We start from the raw sequence: 24,040 nt of genomic DNA, 5'->3' as shown, positions 1-24,040 counted from the left end.
CCATCGCGAGCAATCGAGCGTCGACCGGCTGCTCCTACAGGGGGTGTTCGGTCAAACCAGATGCAACGCCGTCAACAGCATGTCGATCGCCTTGATCCCCACGAACGGCACCACAATCCCGCCCAGCCCGTAGATCAGCAGATTGCGCCGCAACAACGCTGACGCACTCGCCGCCTGCACCCGCACGCCGCGCAGGGCCAACGGGATCAGCACCACGATGATCAAGGCGTTGAACACGATCGCCGAGAGGATCGCGCTCTGCGGACTGCTCAGGTGCATGATGTTGAGCACGCCGAGTTGCGGGTAGATCGAGGCGAACAACGCCGGCAGGATCGCGAAATATTTGGCCACGTCGTTGGCGATGGAAAAGGTGGTCAATGCGCCGCGGGTCACCAGCAATTCCTTGCCGATCTGCACCACGTCCAGCAGCTTGGTCGGGTCGCTGTCGAGGTCGACCATGTTGGCCGCCTCGCGCGCGGCTTGCGTGCCGTCGTTCATCGCCATGCCGACATCCGCCTGGGCCAGGGCCGGGGCATCGTTGGCGCCGTCGCCGCACATGGCGACCAGGCGACCGTCGTTCTGTTCATGGCGAATGCGCGCCAGTTTCTTCTCCGGCGTGGCTTCGGCCAGCACGTCATCCACGCCCGCCTCGGCCGCAATCGCCGCCGCCGTCAGCGGGTTGTCGCCGGTCACCATGACGGTGCGGATCCCCAGCTTGCGCAGTTCGGCGAAACGCTCGCGGATGCCAGGCTTGACCACATCCTTGAGGTGAATCGCACCGAGCAATTTACCGTCGCCGCAGACCAGCAACGGTGTGCCGCCACTCTGGGCGATCCGGTCGATTTCACGGGACAGTGCGGGGGCGAGATCGGCGCGTTTGAGGCCAACGAACGCCAGCAGCGAATCCACTGCGCCCTTGCGATAGACCCGCCCCTGATAGTCGACACCGGACAGGCGAGTCTCGGCACTGAACGGCACCGCCGCCAGCCCTTCGAGGCTCGGCTCGGGCTGTGGATGAGTCCCGCGCAGGTACTCGACAATGGATTTGCCTTCCGCCGTGTCATCGGCCAGCGACGCGAACAGTGCGCCTTCAGCCAGCTCCCTGGCGCTCACGCCCGGCGCCGCATGAACCGCGGTGCAACGGCGATTACCGAAGGTGATGGTGCCGGTCTTGTCCAGCAGCAGGACGTGCACGTCCCCCGCCGCTTCCACCGCGCGCCCGGATTTGGCAATCACGTTCAGCCGCACCAGACGGTCCATCCCGGCAATCCCGATGGCGGACAGCAACCCGCCGATGGTGGTCGGGATCAGCGTGACCAATAACGCCACCAGGAACACCAGCGGCAGGCTGCCATTGGCGAAGTGGGCGAAGGGTTGCAGGGTGACAACCACCAGCAGGAAGATCAGCGTCAGACCGATCAGCAGGATATCGAGCGCCACTTCGTTCGGGGTTTTCTGGCGTTTGGCGCCTTCGACCAGGGCGATCATGCGATCCAGGGTCGACTCGCCGGGGTTGGCGGTGATGCGCACCAGCAGCCAGTCGGAGACCAGGCGGGTGTTGCCGGTGACAGCCGAACGGTCGCCGCCGGACTCACGGATCACCGGCGCGGACTCACCGGTAATCGCCGCTTCGTTGACCGCGGCAATGCCTTCGATCACCTCGCCGTCACCGGGGATCATTTCCCCGGCTTCGACGCGCACCACATCGCCCTTGCGCAAGCTGGCAGCGGGCACCACCTGGAAGGCGCCGCCGGTGGTTTTGCGCCGGGCGCTCAAACCTTCGCTGCCAGCCTTGAGGCTGTCGGCGCGGGCCTTGCCGCGCCCCTCCGCCAGGGCTTCGGCGAAGTTGGCGAAAAGCACGGTGAACCACAACCACAGGGCGATTTGCGCGGCGACAAAGGTCGGCACGGCGTTGTCGGGAATGAAGCACAGCACGGTGGTGAGAATGGCGGTCAGCTCCACCACCAGCATCACCGGTGCACGCTGCAATTGCCGTGGGTCGAGCTTGACGAAGGCTTGCACCAGCGCCGGGCGCCACAGGGCCGAGATCGCGGTTTTCGGTTGTTCCGGGGCCTTCACGACGGCGGCTTTGGATACGGGCATATTCATCATCCTGCTCCTAAAATAAAGAGGCTCAGAAGCCCATGCTCAGATGTTCGGCAATCGGGCCCAGCGCCAGGGTCGGCAAGAAGGTCAAACCACCCACCAGCAAAATGGTCACGGTCAGCAAGGTCACAAACAGCGGGCCATGGGTCGGGAAGCTGTTCTGGCCGATCGGCGCGGTCTTCTTCATCGCCAGGCTGCCGGCCAGGGCCAGTACCGGCAGGATGTAACCGAAGCGACCGATCAACATGCCCAGGCCCAGCATCAGGTTGTGAAACGCCGTGTTGGCGCCGAAGCCACCAAACCCCGAACCGTTGTTGGCACTGGCCGAGGTGTAGGCGTACAGCAGCTGACTGAAACCATGGGCGCCGGGATTGCTCACCGCCGCGACAGGGCCGGGCAGACTGGCGGCAATGGCGCCGAGCACCAGCACACCGACCGGCATCACCAGCAAGGTCACCACCAGCAGCTGCACCTCCCTGGCCTGCAGTTTCTTGCCCAAATATTCAGGCGTGCGACCAATCATCAGCCCGGCGAGGAACACCGCGATCAACACGTTGAGCAACATGCCGTACATCCCGGCGCCGACGCCGCCGAAGATCACCTCGCCGACCATCATGTTCACCAGCGCCACCATGCCGCTCAGCGGGTTGAGGCTGTCGTGCATGCCGTTGACCGAACCGTTGGACGCCGCGGTAGTCGTCACCGACCACAGCACCGTGGCGGTGGTGCCGAACCGCGCTTCCTTGCCTTCCAGCGGTGCGGTCTGTTCGACGGCAACGTTGTCCAGGGTCGGGTTCGGCTGGTACTCGGCCCACAGCGAAGTCGCGCCGCCGATCAGGAACAGCGCCAGCATGCAGGCGATGATCGCGCGGCTCTGGCGCAGGTCCTTGACGTAGTGGCCGAAGGTGAACACCAGCGCCACCGGGATCAGGATGATCGACGCCATTTCGAACAGGTTGCTCCAGGCCGTCGGGTTCTCGAACGGATGCGCCGAGTTGACGCCAAAGAAGCCACCACCGTTGGTGCCCAGTTGCTTGATCGCAATCTGGCTGGCGGCCGGGCCGAGCGGGATCACCTGATCAACGCCCTGCATCGTTACGGCATTCACATACTGCGCGAGGGTTTGCGGCACGCCCTGCCAGACCAGATACAGCGCCAGCAGCAGGCACAGCGGCAGCAGGCCATAGAGGGTGGCGCGGGTCATGTCGACCCAGAAGTTGCCCAGGGTGGCGGTCGACTTGCGACCGATACCGCGACACAGCGCTACCAATACCGCCAGGCCGGTAGCGGCGCTGACGAAGTTCTGCACGGTGAGGCCGGCCATCTGGCTCAGGTAACTGAGGGACGCTTCACCGCTGTAGGCCTGCCAGTTGGTGTTGGTCATGAAACTGATGGCGGTATTGAACGCCAGGGTCCATTCCTGACCCGGCAAGTGCTGCGGGTTAAGCGGCAAATAGTCCTGGAATAACAGGATCGTGAACAACAGCAAGAAGCCCGCGAGGTTGAAGGCGAGCAAGGCCAGGGCGTATCGCTGCCAGCTCTGTTCGACCTGCGGATCGACGCCGGCCACTTTGTAACACCCGCGCTCGACCGGTCCGAGGATCGGGGTCAGCCAGGTGCGCTGCCCCTCCATGACCTTGTAAAAGAACCGCCCGAGAAACGGCGCCGGGATCAGCACCACGGCCAGGAAGGCGAGGATCAGCCAATAGTCGTAACTGTGCATGATCGCTCCTAGTTCCGGTCTGCGCGCAACAGCGCAACCAACAGATAAATGAACAGTCCCACTGCCAGCAGCAGTGACACTCCGTCCAGAACACTCATGGAAATTCTCCGTGTTACGGCGTATTGCCGCGTGTGCAGTCATTGTCGGCAAGGAGGCTGTAAAGGAACGAGATCGAGGGGGATGGCGGGGTATAAAGAAAGCGTAAAGAGTGGGGTTACGCCGGGGTTACAGGGGAGTTCGGGTGGCGCTCGCGGCGACTGGTGCGCTACGCCTGACGGGTTGACGCATCGGCTACTCGCATCAGTGCACGCTTTGAGCAAGAATGTCGGGCATTGATGACTATTGCCGGAACACTGCCCATGAATGTAATCGCCACCGATTTGCCCGGTGTACTGATCATCGAACCGAAAGTTTTTGGGGATGAGCGAGGTTTCTTTTACGAGAGCTTCAACGCCAAGGCTTTTGAAGATGCCACAGGCCTGCACGCTCAATTCGTTCAGGACAATCATTCGCGCTCGCAAAAAGGCGTATTGCGTGGACTGCATTACCAACTGGAAAACACCCAGGGCAAACTGGTGCGCGTGACGGCCGGTGAAGTACTCGATGTCGCCGTGGACATTCGCCGCAGCTCACCGCATTTCGGCAAATGGGTCGCGGTGCGCCTGTCCGCCGAAAACCATCGCCAGCTCTGGGTCCCGGAAGGTTTCGCCCACGGTTTTGTGGTGTTGAGCGATTTCGCCGAGTTTCTCTACAAGACCACCGACTACTACACGCCCTCTGCCGAGCGCAGCATCCGCTGGGACGATCCGGACCTGGCCATTGACTGGCAACTGGACGAAGCACCGCAACTGTCCGCAAAGGATCAGGCGGCGAAGTTCTTCAAGGACGCCGAGGTTTTTGCCTGACCGTGAACGGTCACAGCCGTTGCATCACCCCGTTCTGCCGACAAGCTACATCCATTCGCGCTATCGACTTCTGAAAAAGGCAGGCCAACATGCGTATCCTCATTACCGGCGGTGCAGGCTTCATTGGCTCCGCCCTGATTCGCGAGCTGATTCGGCACACCGAGCATGAAGTGCTCAATCTGGACAAGCTGACCTACGCCGGCAATCTTGAATCGCTGACCAGCATTGCCCATGACACTCGCTACGAGTTCGTTCAAGCCGATATCGTCGATCAGGTGACGGTCAGCGCGGTGCTGACACGTTTCCAACCGCACGCGATCATGCACCTGGCAGCGGAATCCCACGTCGATCGTTCCATCGACGGACCTTCGGATTTCATCCAGACCAATATCGTCGGCACCTACAGCCTGCTGGAAGCCGCTCGTGCCTATTGGCACACCCTCGCCGAGCCGGAAAAAAGCGCCTTTCGCTTTCATCACATTTCCACCGACGAGGTCTACGGCGACCTGAGCGGCACTGATGATCTGTTTACGGAAACGACGCCCTACGCCCCGAGTTCGCCCTACTCCGCCAGCAAAGCGGCCTCCGACCACCTGGTCCGTGCCTGGCAGCGCACCTATGGCCTGCCGGTGTTGCTGACAAACTGCTCGAATAATTACGGACCGTTCCACTTCCCCGAAAAACTGATTCCGTTGGTGATCCTCAATGCCCTGGCCGGCAAACCGCTACCGGTGTACGGCGATGGCCTGCAAGTTCGCGACTGGCTGTTCGTTGAAGATCACGCCCGGGCGTTGCTCAAAGTAGTGACCACGGGCATTGTCGGCGAGACCTACAACATCGGTGGGCACAACGAGCAGAAGAATATCGATGTGGTGCGAAGTCTCTGCGCCCTGCTCGACGAGCTGGCACCGCACAAGCCTGAAGGTGTCGAGCACTATGCCGACCTGATCACCTTCGTCCAGGATCGTCCTGGCCATGACCTGCGCTACGCGATCGATGCCGGCAAGATCGAGCACGAGCTGGGCTGGGTGCCCCGGGAAACATTCGAAACCGGCTTGCGCAAGACGGTGCAGTGGTACTTGAACAACCTGGAATGGTGCCGTCGGGTTCAGGACGGCAGCTACCAGGGTGAACGCCTTGGCGCCATCAATTCCCGGGAGCTGCTCGCATGATCAAAGGTATCGTTTTGGCGGGTGGCTCGGGCACACGCCTGCATCCGATCACGCTCGGAGTGTCCAAACAGCTGTTGCCGGTCTACGACAAACCGATGATCTATTACCCGATATCGGTCCTGATGCTGGCCGGCATCAAAGAAATCCTAGTGATCTCTACACCACAGGACCTGCCTCAGTACCGCAACCTGCTGGGGGATGGGAGTCAGTTCGGGGTCAGCTTCCACTATGCCGAACAACCGTCTCCGGATGGACTGGCCCAGGCGCTACTGATTGGCGAAGCGTTCATTGGCAATGATGCGGTGTGCCTGATCCTCGGCGACAACATTTTCCATGGCCAGCACTTCAGCGAGCAGTTGCAAAACGCGATAACACGCTGTTCTGGCGCGACCATATTCGGCTATTGGGTCAAAGACCCGGAACGTTTCGGGGTGATTGATTTCGACAGCCAGGGCCGTGCCCTGTCGATCGAAGAAAAGCCGAAAGTACCGAAATCCAGCTATGCCGTCACCGGCCTGTACTTCTACGACAACGATGTAGTCGAGATCGCCAAGTCGATAAAGCCTTCGCCTCGCGGCGAACTGGAGATCACCGACGTCAACAATGTGTATCTCAAACGCGGCGACCTGCAAGTCGAGCGTTTCGGACGCGGTTTCGCCTGGCTCGATACCGGCACCCACGACAGCTTGCTCGAAGCTTCTCAGTACGTGCAGACCATCGAACATCGACAAGGCTTGAAAGTCGCCTGCCTCGAAGAGATCGCTTATGAGAATGGCTGGATCAACCGCGAACAGCTGCTGGAGCGCGCCCACTACTTCGGCAAGACGGGATATGGTCAGTACCTGCTCAAGCTGGCCGGGGAAACACAATGAATGCGTTTGAAACCAACCTGCGCGGTGCAGCTGTCGCCGGTAAAAGCTTGCAAGAGGCTGATCCGCTTCTATGAGAATTCTCATCAGCGGCCAGCATGGCCAGGTCTCACGCGAACTGCAGCGTCGACTGGGAAGTATCGGCGAGTTGATTGTGCTGGGTCGTGATCAGCTCGATCTGGCGCAGCCCGATCAGATTCGCCATCAGGTACAGCATGTGCGTCCCGATCTGATCATCAACGCGGCGGCCTATACAGCGGTCGATCTGGCCGAAAGCGAGCCAGAAACAGCCTTTGCCGTTAACGCGGTGGCACCCGGCATTTTAGCGGAAGAAGCGCTGAAGCTCGGCATCCCGCTGATTCACTACTCCACTGATTATGTATTCGACGGCACAAAGTTTAGACCTTACAACGAAAGCGACACTGCGAATCCGCTCGGGGTTTACGGCCAGAGCAAGCTGGCGGGCGAACAGGCGATCACCGAGGTGCAAGGCCAACATCTCATCCTGCGCACCAGTTGGATCTATTCAACCCATGGCCGCAATTTTCTGCTGACGATGCAACGCCTGCTGCAAGAACGTCCGGAGGTACGCGTTGTCGCCGATCAGATCGGGGCGCCTACCTGGGCGGGCACAATCGCCAACAGCACCCTTTCCCTGATCAAACGCTGGCAGGCGGGTGACGTTGCTGCCTGGGGCACTTATCATCTGACCGCTCAGGGTCAAACCTCCTGGTTTGGCTTCGCCCAGGCCATCGGCGAAGCATTACGGCAACAGGGGAAGCCCTGTGCAACCCTGTTGCCCATTCCCTCCAGCGATTATCCGACGCCAGCAGCCCGGCCGCTAAACTCATGCCTGGATTGCAGGCGCCTACAACTGGATTGGGGCGTCAGGCAACCCGACTGGCAAACTGCGCTGCGCGAGTGTCTTGCCGAGCAAGGCTAACCAGGTTTTTGCCAGGCGTCGGCGGATGCGATGTTAACGAGCCTTACACCATTGCCATCCAGGAGCAGCATGCGGCAACTACAAGGATGTGCGGCGTGCACGGCAGATCAGGCATAGAATGGAACCACTGCGAAAATAAATCGCTCAAAGTGGTATGCACGATCGATTGGCGAAACCCGCCAACCGGCCTGCCCTCAAGGAGAGCCCTATGCCCTGGTATGCCTGGTTGATTCTGGTCGTTGCAATCGGCTCGATCGTTGGCGGTTTGATGATGCTGCGCGACACCGCCAACAAGGTCGAGCTGACCGAAGAGCAACGCAAACGCGTCGCTGAACGCAACGCGCAAGCGGATGCCAAGGATGCGCAGGACCGCTAGATAGATTGCAAAGATCAAAAGATCAAAAGATCAAAAGATCGCAGCCTGCGGCAGCTCCTACGGGGGATATGTGTTTCCCTGCAGGAGCTGCCGCCGGCTGTGATCTTTTCGCTCGTGCCATGGTCCGTTTACTGCTCCCAATCCGCCTTGGCAATGTGCAAGCCATGCAGCCCCTTGTACGCCGCGCGCTCCGGCTGGCTCCAGCCCGCCAGCAGCGAATCCTGCAACTGATAGATTTCCACCCCGAGCGGTCGACACACGCTCAGCGGATCCTGCGCATCCGGCCCCCACATGGCCAGCGAAAGATCGCCGCCCGGACAGGTTGACAGTGCACACAGCAGATCGATTTCGGCGAAGAACTCCAGATAGTCGCCCTTCTGTGCCGGACAGGCTTTCATGAAGTACATGTCGTCGTGGTTCAGGCCGGTGCACTGGAAAATATTCAACACGTCGTGCACGTCGAACTCGGTCAAGCCATGGGGCAACACCGCTCGAGTCAGGTTCGAATGACAGTGGTGATGGAAGTCTTCGCCGGTGAGCATTTTGTTCACATAGGGATCGCAACGCGTGCCGAGCAAATCGTGCAAGCGGCCACCGTGCTCGTCGATACCGTAACCGGCCAGGCTGTCATCGGTGATGGTCACCAGGGGCCGTAAAAACGGCAGGTTCGACCAGAGCCGGTCATGGGTACTGACATGCGCGCCTTGCAGCTGTCGGGTCCGGGCCGCCCACAAGCGTTCACGCGGGTCGTTGGCATTCCACACATTGAAATCCCCGACTTGCGGGCCAACTGGCGTCGTGACCCGGAACACGTGTCCAGCCGGTACCTTCCACGCGCGACCGGTGCGGATCGGCACTTCAAAGGCTTCAATCAGCGTGCGCCCATCCTTCGCGTCGCGGATCCGTTCGTAGAACGCAGTGTCCACCTGCAAGGCCGAGCCTTTGCTGACTTGATAGGCCGCCGGATAGTCTTTGTACATGGCATGCGTCCTCGATTAAAAGAAATCACTATTCGTGCCAGCTCAATCGATATAGCAAAGACCAAGTTGGACGCATCTGCATGCTTTTTAGCAATAAAAGTACAGTCACCATCCAATTTTCATTGGTTAAGATGGTGCATTGTTGCGGAGATTCGAAATGCGTTACTCGCAGGACCATAAAGCTCAGACCCACCAACGCATCATCAAGGAAGCATCAGCGCGGTTTCGTCGCGATGGTATTGGTGCGACCGGCTTGCAGCCGCTGATGAAAGCGCTGGGTTTGACTCACGGCGGCTTCTACTCGCATTTCAAGTCCAAGGACGAACTGGTAGAAAAAGCCCTGCAAGCAGCGGGAGATCAGGTAGACGTTATATGCGCCGAACTGTTTGCCCAGGATCAACCGCTGGAAACATTCATTGATACCTATTTGTCTGAATGGCACCAGACTTCACCGGATGAAGGTTGTCCGCTTCCGACCATGTCGTCGGAACTCGGTCTGCGCGGGCAACCAAGCCCGACCTCTGACGCAGTGCTCAATGCACGGCTCGACCAGGTGCAAGCCGCGCTCGAAAGCGAGGACGCCGCCGAACGCGCCATCGTCATCATGTCGACCCTGGTCGGCGCGCTGCTGCTATCGCGCAGTGTCGAAAATCCGCAGTTCGCCCAGCGGATTCTCGACATCACCCGTGTCTATCTCAAACGAACCGGGGATTAACCCTGCCAGCGCTTGAACAGCACACTGGCATTGACCCCGCCAAAGCCGAAGCCATTGGACAATGCGTATTCAATAGCCATCGGCCGTGCCTGACCATGGACGATGTCCACGCCTTGGGTAGCGGGGTCCGGGTTATCGAAATTGAGGGTCGCCGGCACGACCTGGTCGCGAATCGCCAACAGCGTGAAGATTGCCTCGATTCCGCCTGCCGCACCGAGCAAATGCCCGGTGGCAGATTTGGTCGAAGTCACCGCAATGTTGTTGTCCGTACCGAACACCGCCTTGATGGCGGCCAGCTCACCGAGGTCGCCAATCGGCGTCGAGGTTGCGTGGGCGTTGAGATGCTGCACCTGCGCAGGTGAAATACCCGCCTGGGCCAACGCCAGCAACATCGCTCGCTGTGCACCGCTGCCATCCTCGGGCCCGGCGGTCAGGTGATAGGCGTCGGCGCTGGTGCCATAGCCGACCAACTCGGCCAACGGCTGCGCGCCGCGAGCCAGGGCATGCTCCAGGGATTCGATCACCAGCAGACCGGAGCCCTCGCCCATGACGAAGCCATCGCGACCGCTGTCGAACGGCCGCGAAGCACGCTCCGGGGTGTCATTGTAAGCACTGGACAAGGCGCGAGCCGCGGCAAATCCGGCCAGACTGACGCGATCGATCGCCGCTTCCGCACCGCCGCACACCGCAATGTCCGCCTCACCACAACGAATCAGCCGCGCCGCATCGCCAATCGCCTGAACCCCGGCCGCGCACGCCGTCACCGGAGCACCCAACGGGCCCTTGAAACCGTGCTGAATCGACACATGACCGGCAGCCAGGTTGACCAGAAACGAAGGAATGGTGAACGGCGACAAGCGCCGCGGCCCCCGGCTGTCGGTAGTACGCACCGCATCGGCAATCGCGCCGAAACCGCCCACGCCGGAACCGATAATGGTCGCCGTACGCTCTTGGGCATTGGCGTCCTGCGCCTGCCAACCCGCTTGCTCGATTGCCTGACGAGCCGCCTCCATGGCAAACAGAATGAAGCGGTCCATCTTCTTCTGCTCTTTCGGCGCCGTGGCCCGGTCCGGGTCAAAACCCGCCTCGGCATCCTCCGCCAGCGTCGGCACTGCACCACCGACCCTGGTCGACAGATCGGCCACCACCTCGTCGGGCAAATTGCGTATCCCCGAACGCCCCGCCAACAAACGCGCCCAGACAGCCTCGACACCACTCCCCAACGGCGACACCAGGCCCATGCCTGTCACAACCACTCGACGATCACTCATACTGCAATTACCTCAAGCCAATGGATGGCACCTCACTTGTAACGCGAGGCGGCCTTGCTTTTGGAAAGATTCGGCGCCATCACATGACGCGCCGCAACGAAGGCGTCCCAGTCGGCGGCATCCGGCAACGAAGGGATAGTGACCAACTCACCCTGATCCAGCCCCGACAACGCCGCATCCACCATCTCCCCCGCCTCCATCACCATATCCTCAGGGATCTGGGTAGCATCGATACCGGAGCGTTCCCAGATCTCGGTGCGTGTCACACCAGGCAACACGGCTTGAACCTTGACCCCGGTGCCATCCAGCTCGGCATTCAACGACTGGGTCAGACTTAACACATATGCCTTGCTGGCGCTGTAAGTTGCGTTGAAACGCTCGGGAAACAATGCCACCACCGAGGCAATGTTAATGATCGTCCCCCGGCCCGCCTTGGCAAAACCAGCCGCCGCCGCCGAAGCCAGCCGCGTCACCGTTGTAACGTTGAGCTGGATCAATCGCTCCAACTGGTCCATGTCGGCATTAGCCAACAAGCCATCCGCTGCAACACCGGCGTTGTTCAGCAGCAAGCTGATACTGGAATCGCTACGCAGGCGCTGCTCAAGCTTGAGCACATCATCCTTTTGCGTCAGGTCAGCCCTGAGCACCTCGACCTGAACCCCATGCTCGGCGCGCAACCTGCTCGCCGCCGCTTCCAGCCGCTCCTGATCGCGAGCCACCAGCAACAAATCAAAACCACGCGCCGCCAAGCGCTCGGCGTAGATCGCGCCGATACCGGAAGAGGCACCGGTGACGAGGGCAGTGCCTGGGTTTTGGGGAGAGTTCATGAGAGTGCTCCTTGGGGATGCTTGAGAGGAAGGCTAGCGCATGAGGCCTAAACGCCTCAGCGAAATTATTATAGGCATAATCCGATAGTAATATGATAGTCGTAATTTTTTAGGCGACAGACAGAGAATGGCGCGTCACGGCGGGCTCGAAGCGAACCGTATCCGTATGTCGTTGTCCATGATTGCAGTCCTGCGCAATCCACCACAAGGTCAAGTCCGGGACAATGCCGCCGGTTTTCGGCGAGCGAGTCGAAGCGGACCAGCCGCAGGCGATCGTCAGCCGCGTCGGCGACACGCCTGCATTCAAGTCCGCCTGTCCGGGGCACCCTACCGCTACCTTAAGAGTGCGAAGAAAACAGCATGAGCATGAATCGCATCATTTTCGACAGACTGTCCAATCCGCGGAATATCGCCTTGACCTCCCTGGTGTTGGTCCCTTTGTTCTTCTTGCTCTGGTTTATTTCTCCAGTCAATCCGACGATGGAAGAGGCGCAATCCTGGTCCACACTCAGTGTGGTCGGTTCACTCGTCTACTTGATCCTGTCCAGCGCGCTTGTTCATCGAACTATCGTACATACGTACGTGCTTTTTATTGCTTGCATATCGTTATTTATCGGGGGACGTTTCGTCGCCCATGCAATGGGGTTCGACCTCTCGATCTTGGGAATGGAAACCAACTTCTTCTCCGTTCACCGGCCAGACTTTGTCACTATCGAACTGAATGCGAATGAAGGCATTCGCTTGGCGCTCTACATAGTGACTTGCCTGCATGCGATGCACGCTGGATACATGTTTTCGTTTTGGAAAACACCGAAAACCGTCGCGCCACCGATGGATCTGGAGTGGACAAAAACCCTGCGAATCCCCGCCATCATTCTCGCCACTGTTTCAACATTGGCTTTCATGGTCAGTTTCCCCGAGGTTTATCGAAGCGTTCACAATGAGGGATACATATCACTCTACAAAGCCGCCTCGTCTGACTTCACCACGCGCGGCAGCACCGCCGCCCAATATGGACTTTTGCTGGCGCTCGGCCTGGCATTCGCTTCCCGGATCAAATGGCTGGGATGGTGCATATTGGGTTTGTTGGCAATCTACTACATTGCCAACCTGCAGCTGGGCGTTCGCGGCGGCATCATGGGATTCGCGTTACTCTGCGTGTGGTTGTTTCACACTCAAATAAGACGCATTGATCGTATTGCACTAGTGGGACTGCCTGTTCTTCTCGCCGGTTTGATAATACTGGCGGCGATAGGCCCCCGCGCGGCTCACTTCGGAGAAAACACCGCGGTCTTTCTGCCTTGGTTCATCGATAATCAAGGATTGACGGCGCTTTATATCCATTCATCCATGCAGATTGACACCTACCCCTCACTCGCCTACCTGCACAGTATCTTCCCCGCAACACCGATTGTTGCCAAGCTCCTGGGTATCAGCATTCCGCTGGATCAACTGTATTTCGGGCAATTCCTTTCCAAGGCAGTGCTTTCAGGTGATGCCTATGGGCAAGGGTTCGGCATGGGATGGTCACTGTTTTCGGATTTCTACGCGTACACTTTATGGATTCCGGGGATGTATCTGATTGCTGCAGCCGGTTTCGGAGCAGTGTTGGCCAGGCTTGCAAGCTCTACCAACCCACTCGTTTTTGGGGCACATGTGATGATCTTCGTGAAAATCATGTTGCTTCCACGAACAGGGCTTTACAGCGTCGTTCCCTTCCTCATCGCGTACGCGGCCATACTGGGCGCCTGCTACTTCGGCAGCCGCCTTATGGGACGGAAACTGGGAGTATCGATGAAGTAAGACTGGAGGAACGGCGCCCGGCCCTGGCGCCCCTCCATGCATTTACCTGAAGCCGTCTGGTATTCGCTGTCACCCTGACTACCGAGAGGGCGGCGCGATCGCCTGGGTATCACCCTTATCGCCCGCCACTTGCCCAAAAAGCCTGTTTTTTATGACGACGGCACAAATCACCATATACAAGGTGAACATTGGCTGACGAAGCATGAAGTGAGCGCCAGAAAAGACCATCAATATCACCAGCAGTGTTATCGAATAGGGGTCGCGCGCCTTGAATGCTCCGACCATCAGCCACAAGTACAATGCAGCAAAGAGGATGACGCCTACGACGCCTACTTGCGTAAGCATGTCCAACAGAAGGTTATGGGCTTCCTGTCTATCTTCAGGCGAATCCAGATAGGAAAATGCGCCGGGTCCATGGCCGACTATTGGGGACAGCTTCCAGACTTCAAAAGCGTGGATCCATAAGGTTTTACGCACACCTGCCTTATTAGGGTCCATCCCTATCCCCAGCGCTGAATCGGATTTTCCAAAGGCGAGAGGGGCTGGAGCCATTTTGTTACCAGCACGTTGCCCCTTCGACAGGTCCCGATTGAACGCTGGAGCAAAACCCAAGGAAGTGAGGAAGCTTGAGGATTTTGAAGTGTGCCCGGCCCCTGACGGTTCATCCTTGTCAGCTCGTGCGGACAACCCGGCCGACGACATTTTTTCCGAGATTTCTGCCCGGACACTTTCAAAGGCTTGCTGGCCAGCGCCGTCAAAGAAAAATTTAAATGAAGCAAATGCGAGCACAAAGGCGACGATCATTGTCGCAAAAAATCTCCAGTTCATATTCCCCAGCCAACGCCAGGCTATTACCGTCATTAACGGAAGCCCGATGCACCATGCCAAAAGCAGCGCATCGCTTCTTACACAAAATCCTAAAAAGAAAAAGAACCACAAAAAAAAAGAACTTCTTGACGAACCGCCACCCATGCCAACGGCTGTTTTGGGATACAGCTGCCAGCCAGATAGGCACTGGCAACAAAAATAATGCAAGTTGGTTAGGGTTGGTTGACCAGGCCGCCACACGGGACGGGTAGAACGTAGTATTGATCTCCAGCAAATCCGAGAGCCAGACGCTGCCGATCAAAAATATAAATAACGGAATGGCGAGCAGCAAGACAGGGATAGTGCCCATGGCTCTAATGAACCGCTGAAACTCGGCCTTGGTTAAATCACCGACATAAGTCAGAACAATCAGAGTGAAACCAGCAGCATATAAATAGGCAATTGCGGTATGTATCGTGCCCTCGCCGTGCACAGACCCTACGAAATATCCAACAATGGCGGTGGCAATGAACGCGATCCAGAACAACATTAATGGATGTTTCAGATTCTGCAGGAAGTTACTTCGACGCAAAAACACAAACGCTGCCAGGAAAACTATGATTTCCCCCACACCTACAGGCAGACCTGGAAACCGCAGCATGGTCGAAACCGACAGGAAGGCGACCAACGCCGCTATTACAGGAACAACACTATTTTTATGCATTGGCGTACAACACTCTCTGATCAACGACCAAGGCTGGTGACTACCCGGGTGAAACTGAAGGCACCAGCAACATCGGCAGGGAGTATGCCATAAGCTCAGATGTGGGAACTCATTTCACGAGCAAGCTTCTGCGGCGTCTCATCGGCCCATGCAAAAGGCCGGTCAATGACCGGCCTCTGGCATTAAATACAACGGCTTAATTCACCTCGAGCCTGTCACGGTTTCTATCGAGGATTACCTTACCGATCCCTTTTACCTCAAGCAGTTCGTCCGCAGAAGCAAACGGCCCATTACTATCACGATATGCAACAATCGCCTGAGCCTTAGCTTCACCCACACCTATTAGCTCCTGCTGTAGCGTTAGCGCATCGGCCTTATTGAGATCGACCTTGCCGGCCTGAGTCTTGGGGGCAGCTTCCGTTACCACCGGTGCAGTGACAGCTTCGGTCTTACCCGCCGGGGCCGCAGTAATTCCCATAGAGAAGCTGCTCAGAAGGGCAAAAACCAGAGAGTAGAAATAGCCAGTACGCATATATGACGCTCCATGACATCAATTTAAGAGAGCAGCTTTCCCGAAGCTGCTCTCTAAACGTAGGTGATGTCTGAAGCCTGTCAAAAACCGGTCCGTTACAGCATGTGAAACAATCAGGGTTCGAGGCGGCGTTGCTGATAGATCCAGTCGACGATTTCACCGTCGGGCGCATAGCCGCTGACGGAGTCTCGCAAGAGCTGACGCACACGCGTGTAGTCGTCCTGTTCGACAGCAGACAAGAGTTCGTTCAACCGGGCTTTAAGCACATCCCACGGCAGATGGTCTTCATTGGCACTCATGATCATTGGATGAGAAGTCGCCACGACCCCATCGCCGATCAGCAACTCTTCGTACAATTTCTCCCCCGGTCGCAACCCACTGAACTCGATGGCGATATCGCCGTGTGGATTGCGCTCCGAGCGAACGCTCAAGCCGGAAAGGTGAATCATTTTCTCAGCCAGCTCGACTATTTTCACCGGTTCACCCATATCCAGCACGAAAACGTCTCCGCCTTGCCCCATCGAGCCGGCCTGGATGACCAGCTGCGCGGCTTCGGGAATGGTCATGAAGTATCGGGTGATTTTCGGATGGGTGACCGTCAACGGTCCGCCGGACTTGATCTGTTTATGAAACAGCGGAATGACCGAGCCTGAGGAACCCAATACATTGCCGAATCGCACCATGGTAAAGCGGGTCTTGTTGACCTGGGATACATTGCTGACATCACCAAAAAGAACCGGCGCGGCTTCGCGACTGAGCGCTTGCAATGTCATCTCGGCCAGACGCTTGGTACTGCCCATGACATTGGTCGGGCGAACGGCCTTGTCTGTGGAAATCAGCACGAAATTGGAGACCCCGGCCTGCAACGCCGCCTGGGCGGTGTTGAGTGTGCCAATGACGTTGTTGAGAACGCCTTCGGCAATGTTGTGCTCGACCATCGGCACATGCTTATAAGCCGCAGCATGGTAGACCGTGTCGACATGCCAGGTTTTCATGATGTCCAGCAGCTTCGCCTCATGGCGTACCGATCCCAATATCGGTAGCAGCTTGACCGACAGCGATTCGCGGTTGATGCGCTGTTCCAGTTCGGACAGGATGCTGTAGAGGTTGAACTCACTGTGCTCGAATAGCAGCAAGGTTTTCGGATGAGCCCCCAGAATCTGGCGACAAAGTTCTGATCCGATGGAACCACCCGCCCCCGTCACCAGAACACATTGACCTTCGATGCAGCGGGAAAACAGGTCTTCCTGCGCCGGTACCGTATCGCGGCCCAGCAAGTCGGCAATATCCACTTCCTGAATATCGTCGACCTTGACCCGCCCACTGGCCAGGTCCATAAAGCCGGGAACAGTGCGCACGTGCAGCGGAAAAACTTCGAGAAAGTTAAGTATTTCTCTACGCCGGGCTCGGGTTGCCGAAGGAACTGCCAGCAGGATTTCCTGCGCACCCGTCGAATCAATCAACTGCTGGATATGTTTTGGCGTGTACACCTGCAGTCCGGCAATCACCCTGCCGGCGAGGCTGCGATCGTCATCGATGAACGCCACCGGGCGCATCAGCCGCCCCATCCGCAATGCCACCACCAACTGGTTGCCGGCAGACCCCGCCCCGTAAATGGCCACTTTGGGCAAACCGTCGTCCCGACTGGTGAAGGGTACATGCTGAGTAGCCGCAAACCAGTCGCCCAGAAAGTACTGGCGCATAGCCAGACGCAGACCACCGATCATGACCAGGCTCAGCCACCAATAGTTGAAAATGATCGAGCGAGGGACCACTGGCTGATGGTTGCTGTACCCATAGACTATGACCGCGAGCAACAGGGCAGAAAGACTGACAGCCTTGATGATGGCGATCAGTGCATCGTTGCCGAAATAGCGCATGACGGCCCGATACAATCCAAAACGAATGAACAGAGGGATTGCCACAATCGGAGCACTGATGAAAAGCCAGCGATGCCCTTCCAGAGGGTTGATCAGCTCATCGATGCCAAGGCGCACGACAAATGCCATCCATAATGCCAGCCAGACCAGCAGAACGTCGCAGATGACCTGAATCAGCCGCTTTTTCCTACGCGATAGCCCTAGCAGGAATGCTCGTGCCTTATCCATAAATCCCTCGTAAAACCTGGACCGTTCTAGAACCGTATGGCGACTTGCCAATCATTGACCCAAAAGTCAAAGGCATGCCACACGGTCCGGCCTCTATTTAAATGACGTTTGCCGTCAGCCCCATCCAAGACGGCTCTGCTCTTTACACGCTATGTTCTATCAATGCCTGCAATGCCTGACGAACCCGGTAGAACCGATCGCGTGATTAAAAGTTCAAACGCCTTGCGCTTCTTGCATGACGTCGCGCAGAACCTGACACGTCTTGTCGATTTCAGCAGTAGTCAGTGTTGGATGTACCATGAACATCAGACTTGTTTCGCCCAATTGCATGGCAACCGGCAAACGCTCCTTCGGACGCCATTGCGTATTGTCGAATGCCTTCTCCAGATAAACTTCAGAGCACGAGCCGGAAAAGCAAGGCACGCCGCGCGCAACAATTTCATTGAGTATCCGGTCACGGGTCCAATCGGCTTTCAATGCCTCAGGCTCGACGAACACATAGCATTTGTAAGCCGCATGCAAGCAGTCGTCCGGGATGGCAGGCACCCGCAGACCGGGCAATTGTTCGGCGGCAGCCCAAATTTTACGAGCGTTGGCCAAACGCGCCTGTTGCCATTGATCCATGCGTCGCAGTTGAATACGGCCCAATACGCCTTGCGCTTCCAGCATGCGCCAATTGGTACCGAAACTTTCGTGCACCCAGCGAAAACCGGGGGCGTGCTGTCGTTCGTACACGGCTTCCCAGCTCTTACCATGATCCTTGTAGGACCACATGTCCGACCACAAGTCGTGATCATTGGTGGTGACCATCCCGCCTTCACCGCCGGTCGTCATGATCTTGTCCTGGCAAAACGACCAGGCACCGACATGACCGATAGAACCCACCGGACGCCCTTTGTACTTGGCGCCATGGGCCTGGGCACAATCTTCGACGACCTTGAGACCGTGCTTCTCGGCCAACGCCATGATCGGGTCCATGTCGCAAGGCCATCCTGCCAGATGGACACAGACGATTGCCCGGGTGCGCGAAGTCAGCACGGAATCGATGGTCTGAGCCGTGATGTTCTGCGAATCAGCATCCACATCGGCAAAAACAGGAATGGCACCGGCGTTTACGATACTGGATACCGACGCAAGAAACGTGCGGGAAGTGACGATGACCTCATCCCCTGCGCCAATACCCAGGGCCTTGAACGCGAGGTCCAGGGCGACAGTTCCATTGGTCAGCGCAACGGCGTAGCGAGTGCCGCTCCAGGCGGCGAACTCTTTCTCGAACTCTCGGCATTCCTGCCCGGTCCAGTAATTGACTTTGTTGGAAAGAATGACGTCACGTACTGCGTTGGCTTCTTCTTCAGAAAAAGAAGGCCAGGGAGAAAAAGGAGAGTTCAGCACAGTCCATACCCATTAATTGCAAGATGAAAATTCAGAAAAATCACTCGTTTACAACCAATTCAAGCCATGCCCTGCAGCATAGTCGATCTCGGCTCAAGTCGTTGCAATGACTTTGGCAGGTACACCGACAACCACTGAGCCATCAGACACATCATTGACCACTGACGCGCCGGCACCGGCAACAACGTCGCTCCCGATCCTGATCAATTGCCTGACACTGGCACCTATCCCTATCCAGCTCCGCTCACCTACGCTGACAGCGCCGGCCAGCCTGGCGCCAGGACTGATGTGGACCGCGTCCCCCAACACACAATCATGGTCAACACTACAACCGGTATTGAGGATCGCGCCGAAACCGATTTTCGCGTCGGCATTGACTACCGCTCCGGCAAAAACCACGGAGCCGGGGCCTATGGAAGCGTATTGGCTGACGAACGTCATTGGATGAATCAATGACACGACAGGCGCAGCCGCGGCAATCAGGGACGCCAGCTTCGCATGTCGGACACTGTTATTGCCAATCGCAACGGTGACACCCTGATAGTCCTGGAGGCGGGTGTACATTGCCGCCGAATCACCCACCACAGGCCAACTGCCATTGCCCGTGAGGCCGGGCCATGCATCATCGTAAAAGTCCACCTGGTCCCAACCGCAGCATTGCGCGGTATCCGCCACGACTTTGCCATGCCCGCTGGCACCCAGCACCGCCAGCCTTTTCATCGCTTATTACCGGTAAATTTGGACATGGTGACGTTGTCGTCCGCGCTGATCCCCTCTTTGACAACCACCTTCTTTACCGTCATGAACAGGATCTTGAGGTCGAGGAGGAAGGTCCGGTTATCTACATACCAGACATCCAGCTTGAATTTTTCGTCCCAGCTCAACGCATTGCGACCATTGACCTGTGCCCATCCGGTCACACCTGGACGGACTTCGTGGCGTCGGTTCTGCTCCTGGCTGTAAAGGGGCAGATATTCCATCAGCAGCGGCCGTGGTCCGACCAGGCTCATGTCACCTTTAAGAACATTCCACAGTTCAGGCAACTCATCCAGGCTACTGGAACGCAGGAAGCCGCCGAAAGGTGTCATTCGTTCGGCATCCGCAAGAGGATGGCCGTCGTTATCGACGGCATCGCGCATTGTACGAAACTTGACCATTTCGAAGGGTTTACCGTCACGTCCAGGACGTACCTGCCGGAAGAGCACCGGTGAACCGAGTTTTTTGCGGATATTCCAGGCGACAATGGCCATCACGGGAGCGAGGAGTACGAGGGCGCACAATGAAGCGCTGATATCGATAAAGCGTTTGAACATTAGTTGACCCGACGTTTGATTGGATGCGTGCTTGTAATCATTGCTGCTCATGGCTGCATCTTTCCACAAAGCGATCAGCCCGCTGCGTCTCGCCCCGGGGATGCCGATGCACAACCGGCAGGAAGCGACTCAAACCAATTGCTGGTTTTGCAAGCCAGTCCCTGCACCATCGTTCAAGACAGATGATCGGAAAAACAGGCACCAAAAACGAAAAATTTTGACGACCATGACTTCACTCGTCAAGCAATGAATAACGTTGCCGTTATTCATATTGTTCCAGAAAGTAAAGCATCGCCTTGCCCAACCGACAGGAGCAAAGCCAAACCGCCCCGGCTCGCGAATGTCTGGCGCCCTGCCTCTGACTTTGGCGCAGATCGCCAGACGATGACTGGTCGCATACTGCGATACGAATCCTCCCACTCGAAACCCGGCCACACACAGCGCACGCGGCCTGCAAGCGCGTCATCAACGCTTGCCACTTGCCAGAGCCGCTCTATCCAGTATCATTCCCCACCTCCCATTCCATGGCGCCTTACTGCTCGCAATCGTGCTTGCATCTTCCGATGCATTCGAGTCCTGCAAAGCGTTTAGCCAGCACGTACGTGGATGGAGGGCCTGCCAGGAAATTGCTTCCGATGCCCCATAAAACCCAACAGACTTTGCGATCCAGACCATTCCCGGATGGTAACCGGAACGTCGAGCACATTACGTATTCGGCATAGGGAGATGGAATTGAATAGCTGGCTGAAGAAATCCCTTGCGCTGTATTCGGCCAATGGTCTGAATTTCCTACTGAACATTCTGATTATTCCGATCCTTGTTTACTACATCGGTTTTCAGGGCTATGGATTCTATTCGGTCTATATCATCCTCTCGAGCACACTGCTGTTCCTCGATTCGGCTTTATCCAAGTCGGCAGTCAGCAACATTTACTCGGTGAAGGAAGAGCAACGCGCCCAGCTCGTCAGCTCAACTCGAGCGGCTTACGTCATTGCAGGTGTCGTGCTGCTGCTGGCCGCCCCGATGGTTGCCAAGGGCGTCTCGGCCCTGTTCCCGCTACGTACCGATCAACTGGACCTGGCTTACTGGATCGGTGCTGCGGCGGTGATCGAGTACGTGCTGGCACTGCCTGGCCAGTATTTCCAGATGCTCAATGTGCTGCGGGGCCGACACTTTGCCTACGCCCAGTATCAACTGTGCATCCAGCTGAGCAGGTTCCTCTCAGTGGCGATAGTCGCCGCTGCTACACAGCAGATCGAGTGGGTGCTAGCCGCCATTGTTCTCAGAAAGATCCCTGACTATCTGATTCTGTGGCTCTTCTGGCGCAAGCAGCAAGCCGAATCCCGCAATCCGGTCGCCTGGTCTTTGGTGACTACCCTCTATCGACAGGCGGCACCGATTATCGGAGTCGCTCTCCTCCAGGTGCTCGCGACAGAATTCATATCCATCTATGTCAGCCATGCCTATGGTGCCGAAACATTGGGCAAGTACAGATCCGTCTACGACGTGTTGAACAAGATCTGGTTCGTTGCGACCCTCTATCCGGTCCTGGTCTATCCAAAGATTTGCGAGTGGCTGGCCGATGCTCATAAAAAAGCGTGGCTCAAGGACATGCTGTCCTACCTGAACCTGGGAAGTGCCTTGATTTACGGGGCACTCACGCTCACGGGTCTGACCCTCTACCCTTTCCTGGCCCAATGGTTCCCACCGCTACAAGAGGCGGCTCCGTTCGCTGCGGGATTGCTGGCCGGAATCTGTATGTCCGGACATGTCCGCCTCGGGTATGAGTTTCTGCAGGCGCAGAAAGATGCAGGCGCTGCACTGTTGATCAACCTGTTCTCACTGGGAGCCGGTGCCGCCACACTGTTCGCTTTCCATGCCCATGAAACCAGGGAAATCGGCTGGGCCTGGTTCACTTCTCAATTACTGGCCGTCGTAATTGTCGACATCCGTAACGGTATACTCTTGTCCTCCCCACTCCATAAATCAGCCATGGGGCTAATGCCCTGGCTCGGAGTGGGTATCGGGGTATTCACGACAACGTCAATCCACGGCATTCAAGGTGCAGTCGTTTCACTGCTCCTGCTTGCCGTTTTCATGAGTGGCATCGCTTTTCTGGCGAAGCGCCTGCGAGACCTAAGGCAAAACAAATGGGCAAGGTAAACTTTTTATCGATCGGTGCCGCGCTGATCGTTTTTGCGTCCGTGGCAACAGTGCTGCGGTTCGGCAATCTGCCAATCGGCATCGGCGAACTTGCCGTGATGCTGCTATTCCTCTGGGCCTTGCGTTACAGAGGCGCCCTGCACTACCTGAAACACCCGATCATGCTCTTCTGGATAGGCTTCATTGCGATCGCGGCAGTAGCGGCACTGCTCAGCCCTGTCGAAGGAGCCAGCGCGACCCACACGGCTGCAGCCTATATATATACGGGGTGTTTTTCACTCATGGCGCTGGCCTGCATCGAGCAGACGTCAAAACAGGAATTCTCCAGTTTCATCAAGGCGCTGGGCGTGATCCCGGTCGTATTGCTGGCCATCCCGTTCCTCTGCTTCCTGACGGACTCCAACGAACTGGCTGAATTGTTCAGAATCAATACGGATTACCCTTCGCGGCTGTCGGCCTGGTCCACCAACCCCAACCAGCTCGCACTGTTGCTGCTGCCTATTCCTATCTGGCTGATGGCGGTCTACCGTGAATCGAACTGGCAAGCGCCCGCTGGCTACGCAACTTCCTGCTTCTGTGGGCGTTTTTCCTGCTCGGCATATGCGTACGCAGCGATGCACTGCTGCTCGCCTGGACCATAGGATTGCCATTGCTGACGATCGTGGCGTCTCTCTGGGTGAAACGGGTCAATTGGAAAATGTTCGCAACAATGCTGGTTGCTTTCGTCCTTGCATTCAGCACATTCAAAGTCATGATCGATGGGCCGGGTCGGGAACAGCTCCTCAAGATCGAAACAGCGATCGTCAGCACTGTTTCCTCGATGTTTGGCGAAGCCGCTCCGGAACAACCGAAAAAAGCGTTTGCGCCTGGCAAGTCCGACTCCATCATCGGTGTCGGCTTCGACGAGAACAAGGGCGGTGTGCGCAAGACCCTGTGGATCCATGCCTACGACGCATGGCTGCAATCCCCCATTATCGGACATGGGCCGGGCGCATTCTCCTATCTGGAAGATCCAACCAAAAAGGAAGAGGCCCATAACCTCGGCTTTGACATGCTGACTCAAGTTGGAATCGCAGGCGTGCTACTGTTTGCCGCTTTGTACCTGTGGCTTCTCTTCAAGGCATATCAGGCCCGAGATCCGTATTCGCTGGCCGTACTGATCGTATTGATGCTGTTCTCCGGGGCTCACTTCATGCTTCGGCAGCCAGTGTTCAGTCTTTATATGATCATCTGCGCGCTAGCGGTCAAAAATGGCAGCTTCACTGCGTTGCGCGAGAAGCCTCAATCCATCTGATTACAATGAGATTGTTC

At 57.3% G+C, this 24,040-nt stretch carries 22 protein-coding genes; 10 read left to right on the top strand and 12 right to left on the bottom strand.

The features are described 5' to 3' along the window. Positions 1-51 precede the first annotated feature (51 nt). From kdpB to kdpF, 3 genes are read right to left on the bottom strand one after another with little or no spacing between them, the layout of a single operon-like run. Complete coding sequence (gene kdpB / locus BZ163_RS26570; RefSeq protein ID WP_128873359.1) at positions 52-2,109, bottom strand: potassium-transporting ATPase subunit KdpB; 2,058 nt, start codon at positions 2,107-2,109, stop codon at positions 52-54. A 25-nt stretch (positions 2,110-2,134) separates the two neighbouring features. Next, a complete protein-coding gene (kdpA, locus tag BZ163_RS26565; protein ID WP_128873358.1) occupies positions 2,135-3,829 on the bottom strand; it encodes a potassium-transporting ATPase subunit KdpA in 1,695 nt (564 codons plus the stop codon). Between the two features lie 8 nt (positions 3,830-3,837). Further along, a complete protein-coding gene (gene kdpF, locus BZ163_RS26560) occupies positions 3,838-3,927 on the bottom strand; it encodes a K(+)-transporting ATPase subunit F (protein WP_007899818.1) in 90 nt (29 codons plus the stop codon). Positions 3,928-4,188: 261 nt separating this feature from the next. On the opposite strand from kdpF, the gene rfbC reads away from it, so the two are divergent. The 5 genes from rfbC (at position 4,189) to BZ163_RS26535 (ending at position 8,094) form a co-directional block, all read left to right on the top strand. Further along, the gene (gene rfbC / locus BZ163_RS26555) at positions 4,189-4,734 is read left to right on the top strand and encodes a dTDP-4-dehydrorhamnose 3,5-epimerase (RefSeq protein ID WP_128873357.1); all 546 of its coding nucleotides are present in this window, start codon (positions 4,189-4,191) and stop codon (positions 4,732-4,734) included. Between the two features lie 89 nt (positions 4,735-4,823). After that, positions 4,824-5,906, top strand: coding sequence for a dTDP-glucose 4,6-dehydratase (rfbB, locus tag BZ163_RS26550; protein ID WP_128873356.1), 1,083 nt, complete (start codon positions 4,824-4,826; stop codon positions 5,904-5,906). Further along, a complete protein-coding gene (gene rfbA / locus BZ163_RS26545; protein ID WP_128873355.1) occupies positions 5,903-6,778 on the top strand; it encodes a glucose-1-phosphate thymidylyltransferase RfbA in 876 nt (291 codons plus the stop codon). The genes rfbB and rfbA overlap by 4 nt, the downstream gene beginning before the upstream one ends. 70 nt (positions 6,779-6,848) lie before the next feature. Then, on the top strand, positions 6,849-7,718 hold the full coding sequence (gene rfbD / locus BZ163_RS26540) for a dTDP-4-dehydrorhamnose reductase (protein ID WP_128873354.1): 870 nt from the start codon (positions 6,849-6,851) through the stop codon (positions 7,716-7,718). Positions 7,719-7,926: 208 nt separating this feature from the next. Continuing rightward, a complete protein-coding gene (locus tag BZ163_RS26535) occupies positions 7,927-8,094 on the top strand; it encodes a DUF2897 family protein (protein ID WP_064678955.1) in 168 nt (55 codons plus the stop codon). A gap of 128 nt (positions 8,095-8,222) precedes the next feature. Here BZ163_RS26535 and BZ163_RS26530 read toward each other — a convergent pair whose 3' ends face one another. Next, on the bottom strand, positions 8,223-9,074 hold the full coding sequence (locus tag BZ163_RS26530) for a DUF1989 domain-containing protein (protein ID WP_128873353.1): 852 nt from the start codon (positions 9,072-9,074) through the stop codon (positions 8,223-8,225). A gap of 157 nt (positions 9,075-9,231) precedes the next feature. Between BZ163_RS26530 and BZ163_RS26525 the strand changes: the two genes are divergently transcribed. Beyond that, positions 9,232-9,789, top strand: coding sequence for a TetR/AcrR family transcriptional regulator (locus tag BZ163_RS26525; RefSeq protein WP_128873352.1), 558 nt, complete (start codon positions 9,232-9,234; stop codon positions 9,787-9,789). Here BZ163_RS26525 and fabF read toward each other — a convergent pair. Both fabF and BZ163_RS26515 read right to left on the bottom strand, forming a co-directional pair. Further along, entirely contained in the window at positions 9,786-11,060 is a 1,275-nt protein-coding gene (gene fabF, locus BZ163_RS26520) for a beta-ketoacyl-ACP synthase II (RefSeq protein ID WP_128873351.1), read from the bottom strand. The genes BZ163_RS26525 and fabF overlap by 4 nt on opposite strands. Positions 11,061-11,092: 32 nt before the next feature. After that, positions 11,093-11,887, bottom strand: a complete 795-nt coding sequence (locus tag BZ163_RS26515; protein WP_128873350.1) for an SDR family oxidoreductase — start codon at positions 11,885-11,887, stop codon at positions 11,093-11,095. Positions 11,888-12,247: 360 nt separating this feature from the next. On the opposite strand from BZ163_RS26515, the gene wzy reads away from it, so the two are divergent. Then, entirely contained in the window at positions 12,248-13,690 is a 1,443-nt protein-coding gene (wzy, locus tag BZ163_RS26510) for an O-antigen polysaccharide polymerase Wzy (RefSeq protein ID WP_128873349.1), read from the top strand. 78 nt (positions 13,691-13,768) lie between these two features. On the opposite strand, the gene BZ163_RS26505 is transcribed toward wzy, so the two are convergent. From BZ163_RS26505 to BZ163_RS26480, 6 genes are all read right to left on the bottom strand, one after another. After that, positions 13,769-14,662: an O-antigen ligase gene (locus BZ163_RS26505; protein WP_128873348.1), complete on the bottom strand. Its 894-nt coding sequence runs from the start codon at positions 14,660-14,662 to the stop codon at positions 13,769-13,771. 755 nt (positions 14,663-15,417) lie between these two features. Further along, positions 15,418-15,753 carry a helix-hairpin-helix domain-containing protein gene (locus BZ163_RS26500; protein WP_128873347.1) on the bottom strand — a complete coding sequence of 112 codons (336 nt, stop codon included), beginning with the start codon at positions 15,751-15,753 and terminating at the stop codon, positions 15,418-15,420. Between the two features lie 113 nt (positions 15,754-15,866). Beyond that, complete coding sequence (locus BZ163_RS26495; RefSeq protein WP_128873346.1) at positions 15,867-17,861, bottom strand: nucleoside-diphosphate sugar epimerase/dehydratase; 1,995 nt, start codon at positions 17,859-17,861, stop codon at positions 15,867-15,869. 213 nt (positions 17,862-18,074) lie between these two features. Further along, positions 18,075-19,253, bottom strand: a complete 1,179-nt coding sequence (locus tag BZ163_RS26490; protein ID WP_128873345.1) for a DegT/DnrJ/EryC1/StrS aminotransferase family protein — start codon at positions 19,251-19,253, stop codon at positions 18,075-18,077. A gap of 93 nt (positions 19,254-19,346) precedes the next feature. Beyond that, positions 19,347-19,973: an acetyltransferase gene (locus BZ163_RS26485; RefSeq protein ID WP_128873344.1), complete on the bottom strand. Its 627-nt coding sequence runs from the start codon at positions 19,971-19,973 to the stop codon at positions 19,347-19,349. Continuing rightward, a complete protein-coding gene (locus BZ163_RS26480; RefSeq protein ID WP_128873410.1) occupies positions 19,970-20,566 on the bottom strand; it encodes a sugar transferase in 597 nt (198 codons plus the stop codon). The genes BZ163_RS26485 and BZ163_RS26480 overlap by 4 nt, the downstream gene beginning before the upstream one ends. Before the next feature lie 732 nt (positions 20,567-21,298). Between BZ163_RS26480 and BZ163_RS26475 the strand changes: the two genes are divergently transcribed. From BZ163_RS26475 to BZ163_RS26465, 3 genes are read left to right on the top strand one after another with little or no spacing between them, the layout of a single operon-like run. Then, a complete protein-coding gene (locus BZ163_RS26475) occupies positions 21,299-22,729 on the top strand; it encodes a lipopolysaccharide biosynthesis protein (protein WP_168187410.1) in 1,431 nt (476 codons plus the stop codon). Further along, entirely contained in the window at positions 22,717-23,370 is a 654-nt protein-coding gene (locus tag BZ163_RS26470) for a hypothetical protein (protein ID WP_128873342.1), read from the top strand. The genes BZ163_RS26475 and BZ163_RS26470 overlap by 13 nt, the downstream gene beginning before the upstream one ends. Further along, on the top strand, positions 23,262-24,023 hold the full coding sequence (locus tag BZ163_RS26465) for an O-antigen ligase family protein (RefSeq protein ID WP_128873341.1): 762 nt from the start codon (positions 23,262-23,264) through the stop codon (positions 24,021-24,023). The genes BZ163_RS26470 and BZ163_RS26465 overlap by 109 nt, the downstream gene beginning before the upstream one ends. Positions 24,024-24,040: the final 17 nt, after the last annotated feature.

Origin of the sequence: Pseudomonas sp. VI4.1, from assembly GCF_002029345.1 — a bacterium.
Classification (GTDB): Bacteria; Pseudomonadota; Gammaproteobacteria; order Pseudomonadales; family Pseudomonadaceae; genus Aquipseudomonas.
The sequence above is the reverse complement of the archived record's forward strand: the minus strand, read 5'-3'. Positions and strand labels throughout refer to the sequence as shown.

What these genes read in the sequence shown, in the direction of transcription:
- kdpB (WP_128873359.1), bottom strand. Translation starts at nt 2,109, where the DNA reads ATGAATATGCCCGTATCCAAAGCCGCCGTCGTGAAGGCCCCGGAACAA.
- kdpA (WP_128873358.1), bottom strand. Translation starts at nt 3,829, where the DNA reads ATGCACAGTTACGACTATTGGCTGATCCTCGCCTTCCTGGCCGTGGTG.
- kdpF (WP_007899818.1), bottom strand. Translation starts at nt 3,927, where the DNA reads ATGAGTGTTCTGGACGGAGTGTCACTGCTGCTGGCAGTGGGACTGTTC.
- rfbC (WP_128873357.1), top strand. Translation starts at nt 4,189, where the DNA reads ATGAATGTAATCGCCACCGATTTGCCCGGTGTACTGATCATCGAACCG.
- rfbB (WP_128873356.1), top strand. Translation starts at nt 4,824, where the DNA reads ATGCGTATCCTCATTACCGGCGGTGCAGGCTTCATTGGCTCCGCCCTG.
- rfbA (WP_128873355.1), top strand. Translation starts at nt 5,903, where the DNA reads ATGATCAAAGGTATCGTTTTGGCGGGTGGCTCGGGCACACGCCTGCAT.
- rfbD (WP_128873354.1), top strand. Translation starts at nt 6,849, where the DNA reads ATGAGAATTCTCATCAGCGGCCAGCATGGCCAGGTCTCACGCGAACTG.
- BZ163_RS26535 (WP_064678955.1), top strand. Translation starts at nt 7,927, where the DNA reads ATGCCCTGGTATGCCTGGTTGATTCTGGTCGTTGCAATCGGCTCGATC.
- BZ163_RS26530 (WP_128873353.1), bottom strand. Translation starts at nt 9,074, where the DNA reads ATGTACAAAGACTATCCGGCGGCCTATCAAGTCAGCAAAGGCTCGGCC.
- BZ163_RS26525 (WP_128873352.1), top strand. Translation starts at nt 9,232, where the DNA reads ATGCGTTACTCGCAGGACCATAAAGCTCAGACCCACCAACGCATCATC.
- fabF (WP_128873351.1), bottom strand. Translation starts at nt 11,060, where the DNA reads ATGAGTGATCGTCGAGTGGTTGTGACAGGCATGGGCCTGGTGTCGCCG.
- BZ163_RS26515 (WP_128873350.1), bottom strand. Translation starts at nt 11,887, where the DNA reads ATGAACTCTCCCCAAAACCCAGGCACTGCCCTCGTCACCGGTGCCTCT.
- wzy (WP_128873349.1), top strand. Translation starts at nt 12,248, where the DNA reads ATGAGCATGAATCGCATCATTTTCGACAGACTGTCCAATCCGCGGAAT.
- BZ163_RS26505 (WP_128873348.1), bottom strand. Translation starts at nt 14,662, where the DNA reads ATGGGTGGCGGTTCGTCAAGAAGTTCTTTTTTTTTGTGGTTCTTTTTC.
- BZ163_RS26500 (WP_128873347.1), bottom strand. Translation starts at nt 15,753, where the DNA reads ATGCGTACTGGCTATTTCTACTCTCTGGTTTTTGCCCTTCTGAGCAGC.
- BZ163_RS26495 (WP_128873346.1), bottom strand. Translation starts at nt 17,861, where the DNA reads ATGGATAAGGCACGAGCATTCCTGCTAGGGCTATCGCGTAGGAAAAAG.
- BZ163_RS26485 (WP_128873344.1), bottom strand. Translation starts at nt 19,973, where the DNA reads ATGAAAAGGCTGGCGGTGCTGGGTGCCAGCGGGCATGGCAAAGTCGTG.
- BZ163_RS26480 (WP_128873410.1), bottom strand. Translation starts at nt 20,566, where the DNA reads ATGTTCAAACGCTTTATCGATATCAGCGCTTCATTGTGCGCCCTCGTA.
- BZ163_RS26470 (WP_128873342.1), top strand. Translation starts at nt 22,717, where the DNA reads ATGGGCAAGGTAAACTTTTTATCGATCGGTGCCGCGCTGATCGTTTTT.